We start from the raw sequence: 9,706 nt of genomic DNA on the forward strand, positions 1-9,706 counted from the left end.
TGATGCGGTCGCCGGCGAGGTTCAGTTTTTGCGCGCGGTCGTCGCGCATGCGCCAGTTGCCGCGCGCATCCAGCGCGAGCCAGCCGTAACAGTGGGGCACGTTCGGCCACTTCGCCATTGCCTGTTTGACGATCTCGTCCATGATCAGCGCGTTGCATCCTCGAGAAAACCAATGATACGCCTCGGCAGCCAGTCGATCCGGCCGGGCAGTCCGCCGATGGCGAAACCCACGTGGCCGCCGTGCTCGGGGTAGTCGAGCGTGACATGCTTAGAGGCCGACTGCGGCAAATGGTGCGCGGGCAGGAAAGGATCGTTCTTTGCGTTCAGCACCAGCGTGGGGACGACGATGTCCGTCAGCACGTGTTTTGCGCTCGCGCGGTGCCAGTAATCGTCGGTGTTGCGGTAACCGTGCAAAGGTGCGGTGACCACGTTGTCGAACTCGTACAGGTTGCGCGCGCCGAGCATCGTCTCCCGGTCGAACAGGCCGGGGAACTGGCTAAGTTTATTCAGGCACTTCGGCTTGAGCGTTTGCAGGAACAGGCGCGTGTACACCATGTTGAAGCCGCGCGACAGGGCGGCACCGCCGCCGGCCAGGTCGAGCGGCGCGGAGACCGCGCAGGCGGCGTCGACGATCTCCGCCTGGTGCTGCGATTCCCCCAGCCAGCGCAGCAGGGCATTGCCGCCCAGCGATACCCCGGCGGCGTAGAACTTCGCCGATGGTTCCCGCATTCTCCACTCGGCCATGAGGCGCCGGACGATCCAGTCCACCTCCTGCGCGTCGCCCGAGTGATAGAAGCGCGGCGCGTGGTTCAATTCGCCGGAGCATCCGCGGAAGTGGGGGACTGCCCCCGACCAGCCGAGCGCAGAGATGTGCGCCATCAGCGCGCGTGCGTAGTGGCTGCCGGACGAGCCTTCGAGGCCATGGAACAGGACGATGAACGGGCGGCCGGGCATGCCGTCGACAAAGTCGATATCGATGAAATCCTCATCCGGCGTGCGCCACCGCTCGCGGCGGTAGCAGACCTGCGGCCTCGTAATGCAGGTCGCCGGAAAAATCGTTTGCAGATGCCCTCCGGGCAGCCAGGATGGTGCAGCGTACTTCATGCCTGATCAGTGCAGTAGCGCGGCGACCGAGGTGGATGCCGGCGCCTCGCCCGGGACGACAGAGGCATGGTGGGTAGCGATGCGCCAGCCCTGGGCCGTCTTCATGTACACATTGGTGGCGAGGATATGGATGTCCGGTTGCCGCGAGGTGGTGCGATGCACTTCTTCGATGATGTTGTGGATCGAGGTCATCATGTTCTGCGTCACATGCAACTGCACCGGACGGATCTGCACGCCGCCCTGTTCGAAAATCTGTTCCCAGGCTGCACGGATCGACGCGTGGCCGACAAGCCGGGGCGCGCCGGGATGAATGCAGACAACATCCTCTTCGTCGGCCCACAAGGACATCACCGCATCAACATCGGCGCGGCTGATTGCTTCGTAGAATGCGGCTTCTGTTTCTTCGGGGGTTTCGAAAATCTTGTTTAGTTTGGGCATGGTTTACCGGCGCTCCTTTCCATGCAGAACAATTGTCCTGCGCTTCGTCTTTTCGTCGCCTCGGGGGAAGGAGACAGTATAGAACAATGTCATCGGCCGGAAAGCCGACGGCCCGGTTCATTGCTGAAACCGGGCCGCCGCCGGGGATTCCTGGGATGCCGTGCTCGGGTCAGTGGCCCTTCAGCACCGTGCCCGGCTTGAGCTTGTACACCGTGCCGCAGTACGGGCACTTGCCTTCGCCGTGATGGTCGACCGGAATGTAGACGCGCGGATGCGTCGACCAGATCGGCATCTGCGGATTGGGGCAGTATGCGGGCAGGTCCTTGCCGTCGAGCTCGACGTAACTCATGGCTTGCTTGGTTTGGTTCATGGCGTTTTCCGAAAGTGTGATTAAACCAGTGTGAGCCAGTGCTGGTACTGCGGCGCCTTGCCTGCGACCACGTCGAAGAACAGCGTCTGCAGCTTCTCGGTGATCGGGCCGCGCTTGCCTTCACCGATCTGGCGGTTGTCGAGTTCGCGGATCGGCGTGATTTCAGCCGCCGTGCCGGTGAAGAAGGCTTCGTCGCAGCAGTACACTTCGTCGCGCGTGATGCGCTTTTCGACGACCGGAATGCCGAGGTCGCGCGCCATCGTCAGCACCGCGTCGCGGGTGATGCCGTCGAGGCAGGAGGCGAGGTCGGGCGTATAGATCGTACCGTTCTTGATGACGAAGACGTTCTCGCCCGAACCTTCGGACACATAGCCTTCGGTGTCGAGCAGCAGCGCCTCGTCGTAGCCGTCCGCCAGCGCTTCCTGGTTGGCGAGGATGGAATTGATGTAGTAGCCGCAGGCCTTGGCGCGCACCAGCGACACGTTCACATGGTGGCGGGTGAAGGACGAGGTCTTGACGCGGATGCCTTTGGCCAGGCCGTCTTCGCCGAGATAGGCGCCCCACGGCCACGCCGCGACGGCGACGTGAATGGTGTTGCCCTTGGCGGAGATGCCGAGCTTCTCGGAGCCGATCCAGACCAGCGGGCGGAGGTAGCAGGACTCGAGCTTGTTTTCCCGCACCACGGTGCGCTGCGCTTCCATCAGCGTCTCGAGATCGAAGGGGATCTTCATCTGGAAGATCTTGGCCGAGTTGAACAGACGCTGGGTGTGTTCCTTCAGACGGAAGATCGCCGTGCCCTTGTCGGTCTTGTATGCCCGCACGCCTTCGAAGACGCCCATGCCGTAGTGCAGGGTGTGCGTGAGCACGTGGACGGTTGCGTCGCGCCAGTCAATCAGTTCGCCATCTTTCCAGATCTTTCCGTCGCGGTCGGCCATGGACATGTTGAGCTCTCCAAAAACGTTGCAAAAGTTCGATTTTAGCGCACTCCAACGGGGGTGAAAATTCATCTGTAGAATGCGGGATTGGCATTCTTGCCTCTGTCTTGACGGCGCACGCGAACAGTTTGCGTGGCGCCGTTATCAATTGAACACGTCCGTGCCACAAGCACGGTACGGTTCCGATCCGGATATATGAGCAATACACAAGCAAGCACGGCGCACGAGACCGCGGTCGATCTCGAAAAGCGCGCCTATCGCGAAGGCATGAAGGCCGGCGCGCCGACCATGCCGGGCATCTTTGCCTGGGGCATGGTGACCGGGATGGCGATGGTCAAGAGCGGCCTGACCATCTGGCAGGCACTGGGAATGAGCTTCCTGGTGTTCGCCGGTTCGGCGCAGCTGGCCTCGCTCCCGCTGATGGCCGCCGACGCCCCTGTCTGGGTGGTCTTCCTGACGGCGCTGGTCGTCAACCTCCGCTTCGTCATCTTTGCCGCGGCCATCGCGCCGCACTTTGCGCACCTGCCCTGGTACAAGCGCATGTGGCACGGCTATTTCAACGCCGACATCACGATGGCGCTGTTTCCGCGCCGCTTCCCCGATTCGACCGTGCACAAGACCGAAGGCAAGGTCGGCTTTTTCAACGGGATCTGCTATTCCAACTGGTGGGCGTGGCAGGGCGGTTCGGTGATCGGCATTCTGCTGGCCAGCCAGATTCCCGAGAGCTGGGGCATCGGTTTCGCCGGCACACTTGCCCTCTTGGCAATTACCATTCCGCTCACCGTCAATTCGGCGGCGCTGGTCGGCGTCGTGGTCGCAAGCGTCGTGGCGATAGCCGCAGCCTCGCTGCCTTACCGCCTCGGCTTGCTGCTTGCGGTGATCGTGGGCATGACGGCCGCGATGGCGGTCGATACCTACCTGGACAAAAAGGAAAAGGCATGAGCGCCCTCGAAACCTGGCTGACGATCATCCTGCTGACGGTCGCCACGATCCTGACCCGGAGTTCCTTCTTCCTGCTCGGACATGCCGTAAAGCTGCCGCCCAAGGTCCAGCACGCGCTGCGCTATGCACCGGCCGCTGCGCTGGCCGCCATCGTGGCGCCGGACCTGGCCCTCGTCGATGGCGCGCTGCAGCTGAGCTGGACGAACCCGAAGCTGCTGGCGGGGGTTGGCGCCGCCGCCTTTTTCCTGACGACCCGCCATCTTCTTGGAACCATCATTGTGGGCATGGCTCTGTATAGTTTGCTGCGAGTCATGCTATAGCCCGAAAACGGTTTTTCGGCGGAGTGCGGTGCGGTAAAATAGCCGTTTTCCCAACCTTTCCACTTTTTCAATCCCTCATTCCCGTCTGGCAGCCATGCAATTCAATCGTCTGAGCGACCTCATCGCAAGCAACCAACTCCAGGGCAAACGCGTATTCATCCGCGCCGACCTCAACGTACCGCAGGACGACGCAGGCAACATCACCGAAGACACCCGCATCCGCGCCTCCGTGCCGGCTATCCAGCAGGCGATGGACGCAGGCGCCGCCGTGATGGTGACCTCCCACCTTGGCCGTCCGACCGAAGGCGAGTTCAAGCCGGAAGATTCGCTGGCGCCGATCGCCAAGCGCCTGTCGGAACTGCTCGGCAAGCCGGTGACGCTGAAGCAGAACTGGGTGGATGGCGTCGACGTCGCGCCCGGCCAGGTCGTATTGCTGGAGAACTGCCGCGTCAACAAGGGCGAGAAGAAGAACAGCGACGAACTCGCGCAGAAGATGGCCAGGCTGTGCGACGTGTATGTCAACGATGCCTTCGGCACCGCGCACCGCGCCGAAGCCACGACCCACGGCATCGCCAAGTTTGCCCCGGTCGCCTGCGCCGGCCCGCTGCTGGCCGCCGAACTGGATGCGCTGGGCAAGGCGCTCGGCGAACCTGCGCGTCCGCTGGCCGCCATCGTCGCCGGCTCCAAGGTCTCCACCAAGCTGACCATCCTCAAGTCGCTGGCCGAGAAGGTCGACAACCTGATCGTCGGCGGCGGCATCGCCAATACTTTCATGCTGGCTGCCGGCCTCAGGATCGGCAAGTCGCTGGCAGAGGCCGACCTGGTCGACGAGGCGAAAGCCATCATCGACATGATGGCCAAGCGCGGCGCCTCCGTGCCGATCCCGGTGGATGTGGTGTGCGCGAAAGAGTTTTCTGCTACGGCAGCGGCGACCGTCAAGGACGTCAAGGATGTCGCCGATGACGACATGATCCTCGACATCGGCCCGAAGACGTCCGCACAGCTGGCGCAACAGATTGCGCAGGCCGGCACCATCGTCTGGAACGGTCCGGTCGGCGTGTTCGAGTTCGACCAGTTCGGCGAAGGCACGAAGACGCTGGCGATGGCGATCGCCGGTTCCAAGGCATTCTCGATCGCGGGCGGCGGCGATACCCTGGCGGCGATCGCCAAGTACAACATCGCAGAGAAGGTCGGATATATCTCGACCGGCGGCGGCGCCTTCCTCGAATTCCTCGAGGGCAAGACCCTGCCCGCAGTCGATATTCTGCAGCAGCGCGCGAAGTAAAGACGCGGGGCGGCACACCGTAGCGCCGCCTCATCTCGTTCGCTGACTGCCAAGGTTTTCACATGATAAGAGCCACAAAAATCGTTGCCACCGTCGGTCCCGCCTCGAGCGACCCGGAGGTCCTGACGCGGATGATCAAGGCCGGCGTGAATGTGGTCCGGCTGAATTTCTCGCACGGCAAGGCGCAGGACCATATCGACCGCGCGGCACTGGTGCGCAAGGCTGCCGCCGAGTGCGGACGCGAGGTCGCCATCATGGCCGACCTGCAAGGGCCGAAGATCCGCATCGGCAAGTTCGAGCACGGCAAGATCTTCCTCGAGAACGGCAGCAAGTTCGTGCTCGACGCTGACTGTGAACTCGGCAATCAGGCGCAGGTCGGTCTCGATTACAAGGAATTGCCGCGCGATATCAAGCCGGCCGACGTGCTGCTGCTGAACGACGGCCTGATCGTGCTGGTGGTCGACCGGGTTGTCGGCAGCGCGATCCACACCACGGTCAAGATCGGCGGCGAACTGTCGAACAACAAGGGCATCAACCGCCTAGGCGGAGGCCTCTCGGCGCCGGCGCTGACGGCCAAGGACATGGAAGACATCAAGACCGCCATGAGCTTCCAGGCGGATTACATTGCCGTGTCCTTCCCCAAGAGCGCCACCGACATGATCATGGCGCGGCAGCTGGCCAATATCGCCGGCGAATCGACGCGCCACAAGCCGCAGATGATCGCCAAGATCGAACGGGCCGAGGCGATTCCCGCGCTGCAGGAAATCCTCGATGCTTCCGACGGCATCATGGTGGCGCGCGGCGACCTCGCAGTCGAGGTCGGCAACGCCGCGGTGCCCGCGCTGCAGAAGCGCATGATCAAGATGGCGCGCGCCTCCAACAAGCTGACCATCACCGCGACCCAGATGATGGAGTCGATGATCGTCAACGCGGTACCGACGCGCGCCGAAGTGAGCGACGTCGCCAACGCCGTGCTGGACGGTACCGACGCGGTGATGACCTCGGCCGAGACCGCGTCCGGCAAGTATCCGGTCGAGACGGTCGAAACGATGGCCGCGATCTGCCTGGAAGCCGAGAAGTCCGACGTGATCAAGCTGGACGCGGACTTCCTCAACGCGACCTTCACGCGCATCGATCAGTCGATCGCTTACGGCGCGCTGTTCACCGCCTATCACCTGCGCGTGAAAGCGATCGCCGCGCTGACCGAGTCCGGCTCGACGGCGCTCTGGATGAGCCGCCACAACATCGACATTCCCATCTTCGCGCTCACGCCCGTGCTCGGCACGCAGCGCAAGGCATCCCTGTACCGCAACGTCACGACCTTTGAGCTCGCGCATTCCTATGATCGCGAAGCTGTGCTGAAAGCCGCGCAGGATTTGCTCCTGGCCAAAGGAGTGGTGCAGAAAGGTGACATGATTGTCGTCACCTGGGGCGAACCGATGGGTCAGGTCGGCGGCACCAACGCCCTGAAGATCATGAAGATCGGCGAATACTAATTTCATTGTTTTTGGAGAACCACCATGCCTCTCGTATCCATGCGTCAACTGCTCGACCACGCCGCTGAAAACGGTTACGGTCTGCCCGCATTCAACGTCAACAACCTGGAACAGGTCACCGCGATCATGCAGGCCGCCGACGAAGTCAATTCGCCGGTGATCATGCAAGCCTCGGCCGGCGCCCGCAAATACGCCGGCGAAGCCTTCCTGCGCCACCTGATCGAAGCCGCGGTCGAAGCCTATCCGCACATCCCGGTCGTCATGCACCAGGACCACGGCCAGTCGCCGGCTGTCTGCATGGCCGCGATCCGCTCCGGTTTCACCTCGGTGATGATGGACGGCTCGCTGATGGAAGACGGCAAGTCGGTCGCCAGCTATGAGTACAACATCGAAGTCTCGCGCAAGGTGGTCGAGTTCTCGCACGCCATCGGCGTCACCGTCGAGGCTGAACTGGGCGTGCTCGGTTCGCTCGAGACCATGAAGGGCGACAAGGAAGACGGCCACGGCGCGGAAGGCACGATGACCCGCGAACAGCTGCTCACCGACGTCAACCAGGCTGCCGACTTCGTCAAGCAGACCCATTGCGACGCGCTCGCCATCGCCATCGGCACCTCCCACGGCGCCTACAAGTTCTCGCGCAAGCCGACCGGTGACATCCTGGCAATCCAGCGCATCAAGGAAATCCACGCCCGCATCCCGAACACCCACCTCGTGATGCACGGTTCTTCTTCCGTGCCTCAGGAACTGCTGGCCGAGATCCGCCAGTTCGGCGGCGACATGAAGGAAACCTACGGCGTGCCGGTCGAGGAAATCCAGGAAGGCATCAAGCACGGCGTGCGCAAGATCAACATCGACACCGACATCCGCCTGGCGATGACGGCCGCGATCCGCCGCTTCTTCGCCGAGAACCCGTCCAAGTTCGATCCGCGCGAATACCTGAAGCCGGCACGCGAAGCCGCGAAGCAGATCTGCAAGTCGCGCTTCCTCGCTTTCGGCTGCGAAGGCCAGGCCGGCAAGATCAAGCCGCTGACCCTCGAAAAGATGGCCGAGAAGTACAAGAAGGGTGAACTCGCCCAGATCGTGCAGTAAAATTCAGCATCGGAAACAAACAACCGGCGGCGTGTTCGGCACCCGCCGGTTTAGCTTTTTTGGAAACCCCCATGAACAGCCTTTACCAGTCCACCATCAAGTCCCTTCCGCTGCTCGGCCGCGGCAAAGTGCGCGACAACTATGCCGTCGGTGACGACAAGATCCTCATCGTGACCACCGACCGCCTCTCCGCGTTCGACGTGGTGATGAACGAACCGATCCCCGGCAAGGGCAAGGTGCTGAACCAGATGTCCGATTTCTGGTTCAGCAAACTGGGCGACATCGTTCCCAACCACCTGACCGGCATTGCACCGGAATCCGTGGTGGCGGCGGACGAGGTGGAGCAGGTGCGCGGCCGCGCCGTGGTTGCCAAGCGACTCAAGCCGATCCTCGTCGAGGCGGTGGTGCGCGGCTACATCATCGGCTCCGGCTGGAAGGATTACCAGGCGACCGGCGCACTGTGCGGCATCGAACTGCCGAAGGACCTGCGCCAGGCTGACAAGCTGGCAACGCCGATCTTCACCCCTGCCGCAAAGGCCGACATGGGCGAGCATGACGAAAACATCAGCTTTGCCGAGATGGAGAACCGCATCGGCAAGGAACTGGCGGCGAAGATGCGCGACGTGAGCATCCGGCTGTACCAAGCCGCGGCGGATTATGCGGCGACCAAGGGCATCATCATTGCCGACACCAAGTTCGAATTCGGCCTCGATGAGAACGGCATCATGCACCTGATGGACGAAGTGCTGACCGCCGATTCGTCGCGCTTCTGGCCGGCGGATTCCTACGCGCCGGGCATGTCGCCGCCGTCCTTCGACAAGCAGTTCGTGCGCGACTATCTGGAGACGCTGAAGGACTGGAACAAGACTGCACCCGCGCCGGCACTGCCCGCCGACGTCATCGAAAAGACCGGCGCCAAGTATCGTGAAGCACTCGAGCGCCTGACCGGCGAAAAACTGAAGGACTGACATGAGCGTGCAATCGGAAAAGCCGCTGGTGGGCGTGATCATGGGCTCTTCGTCCGACTGGGACGTGATGCAGCACGCGGTCGCCATGCTGAAGGATTTCGGCATTGCATACGAAGCGCGGGTAGTGTCCGCCCATCGCATGCCGGACGAAATGTTCCGCTACGCCGAGACGGCACGCGAGCGCGGACTGCGCGCGATCATCGCCGGGGCCGGCGGTGCGGCCCACCTGCCGGGCATGGTGGCGGCAAAGACCATCGTGCCGGTGCTGGGCGTGCCTGTCCCCTCCAAATACCTGCGCGGCGAAGATTCGCTGCTGTCCATCGTGCAGATGCCCAAGGGCGTTCCGGTATCGACCTTCGCCATCGGCGAGGCGGGTGCCGCCAACGCCGCACTGACCGCGGTGGCCATCCTCGCCACGACTGACGACAACCTGGCTGCAAGGCTGCAGGAATTCCGTGCCAAGCAGACCCAGGCGGCCTTTGCAATGACACTGCCGGCATGAGCGACAAGTACCAAGCCTTCATTCCCACTGCAACGCCCGCCACCTGGCTGGGCGTGATGGGCGGCGGCCAGCTGGGCCGCATGTTCGTGCACGCCGCGCAGATGATGGGGTTCAAGGTCGCCGTGCTCGAGCCGGCGCGCGACTGCCCCGCCGGCCACGCGGCCGACCATCTGATCTGCGCGAAATACGATGACGAGGCCGCGCTCGCCGAGCTGGTGCAGCAGTGCGCGGCCGTCACCACCGAATTCGAGAACGTG

At 62.9% G+C, this 9,706-nt stretch carries 12 protein-coding genes and 1 pseudogene; 8 read left to right on the forward strand and 5 right to left on the reverse strand.

Annotated elements, in window-relative coordinates:
• From VFF99_RS13225 to VFF99_RS13245, 5 genes are all read right to left on the reverse strand, one after another.
• A partial coding sequence (locus tag VFF99_RS13225; protein WP_325018632.1) for a DUF2946 family protein occupies positions 1 to 142 on the reverse strand: 142 nt, incomplete at its 3' end.
• Between the two features lie 2 nt (positions 143 to 144).
• On the reverse strand, positions 145 to 1,104 hold the full coding sequence (locus VFF99_RS13230; RefSeq protein ID WP_325018610.1) for a YheT family hydrolase: 960 nt from the start codon (positions 1,102 to 1,104) through the stop codon (positions 145 to 147).
• A 6-nt stretch (positions 1,105 to 1,110) separates the two neighbouring features.
• Entirely contained in the window at positions 1,111 to 1,542 is a 432-nt protein-coding gene (locus VFF99_RS13235) for a nuclear transport factor 2 family protein (RefSeq protein WP_325018612.1), read from the reverse strand.
• A gap of 169 nt (positions 1,543 to 1,711) precedes the next feature.
• A complete protein-coding gene (locus tag VFF99_RS13240) occupies positions 1,712 to 1,912 on the reverse strand; it encodes a zinc-finger domain-containing protein (RefSeq protein ID WP_325018614.1) in 201 nt (66 codons plus the stop codon).
• A 20-nt stretch (positions 1,913 to 1,932) separates the two neighbouring features.
• Positions 1,933 to 2,853, reverse strand: a complete 921-nt coding sequence (locus tag VFF99_RS13245) for a branched-chain amino acid transaminase (RefSeq protein ID WP_325018616.1) — start codon at positions 2,851 to 2,853, stop codon at positions 1,933 to 1,935.
• A 189-nt stretch (positions 2,854 to 3,042) separates the two neighbouring features.
• Between VFF99_RS13245 and VFF99_RS13250 the strand changes: the two genes are divergently transcribed.
• From VFF99_RS13250 to VFF99_RS13285, 8 genes and pseudogenes are all read left to right on the forward strand, one after another.
• Positions 3,043 to 3,789 (forward strand): AzlC family ABC transporter permease, encoded by a 747-nt coding sequence (locus VFF99_RS13250; protein WP_325018618.1) that lies wholly within the window; start codon positions 3,043 to 3,045, stop codon positions 3,787 to 3,789.
• Positions 3,786 to 4,109 carry an AzlD domain-containing protein gene (locus VFF99_RS13255; protein WP_325018621.1) on the forward strand — a complete coding sequence of 108 codons (324 nt, stop codon included), beginning with the start codon at positions 3,786 to 3,788 and terminating at the stop codon, positions 4,107 to 4,109. Before VFF99_RS13250 ends, VFF99_RS13255 begins: the two co-directional genes overlap by 4 nt.
• A 94-nt stretch (positions 4,110 to 4,203) precedes the next feature.
• The gene (locus VFF99_RS13260) at positions 4,204 to 5,394 is read left to right on the forward strand and encodes a phosphoglycerate kinase (protein WP_325018623.1); all 1,191 of its coding nucleotides are present in this window, start codon (positions 4,204 to 4,206) and stop codon (positions 5,392 to 5,394) included.
• A 62-nt stretch (positions 5,395 to 5,456) separates the two neighbouring features.
• Positions 5,457 to 6,890: a pyruvate kinase gene (gene pyk / locus VFF99_RS13265; protein ID WP_325018625.1), complete on the forward strand. Its 1,434-nt coding sequence runs from the start codon at positions 5,457 to 5,459 to the stop codon at positions 6,888 to 6,890.
• A 24-nt stretch (positions 6,891 to 6,914) separates the two neighbouring features.
• Positions 6,915 to 7,979 (forward strand): class II fructose-bisphosphate aldolase, encoded by a 1,065-nt coding sequence (fba, locus tag VFF99_RS13270; protein WP_325018626.1) that lies wholly within the window; start codon positions 6,915 to 6,917, stop codon positions 7,977 to 7,979.
• A 71-nt stretch (positions 7,980 to 8,050) separates the two neighbouring features.
• Positions 8,051 to 8,947, forward strand: a complete 897-nt coding sequence (locus VFF99_RS13275; protein WP_325018628.1) for a phosphoribosylaminoimidazolesuccinocarboxamide synthase — start codon at positions 8,051 to 8,053, stop codon at positions 8,945 to 8,947.
• A 1-nt stretch (position 8,948) separates the two neighbouring features.
• On the forward strand, positions 8,949 to 9,449 hold the full coding sequence (purE, locus tag VFF99_RS13280; RefSeq protein WP_325018630.1) for a 5-(carboxyamino)imidazole ribonucleotide mutase: 501 nt from the start codon (positions 8,949 to 8,951) through the stop codon (positions 9,447 to 9,449).
• Positions 9,446 to 9,706 (forward strand): annotated as a pseudogene (locus VFF99_RS13285) (5-(carboxyamino)imidazole ribonucleotide synthase); the annotation flags it as partial. The gene purE and the pseudogene VFF99_RS13285, both read left to right, overlap by 4 nt.

The sequence above is a fragment of the Noviherbaspirillum sp. genome (assembly GCF_035654295.1).
Taxonomy (GTDB): Bacteria; Pseudomonadota; Gammaproteobacteria; order Burkholderiales; family Burkholderiaceae_D; genus Noviherbaspirillum.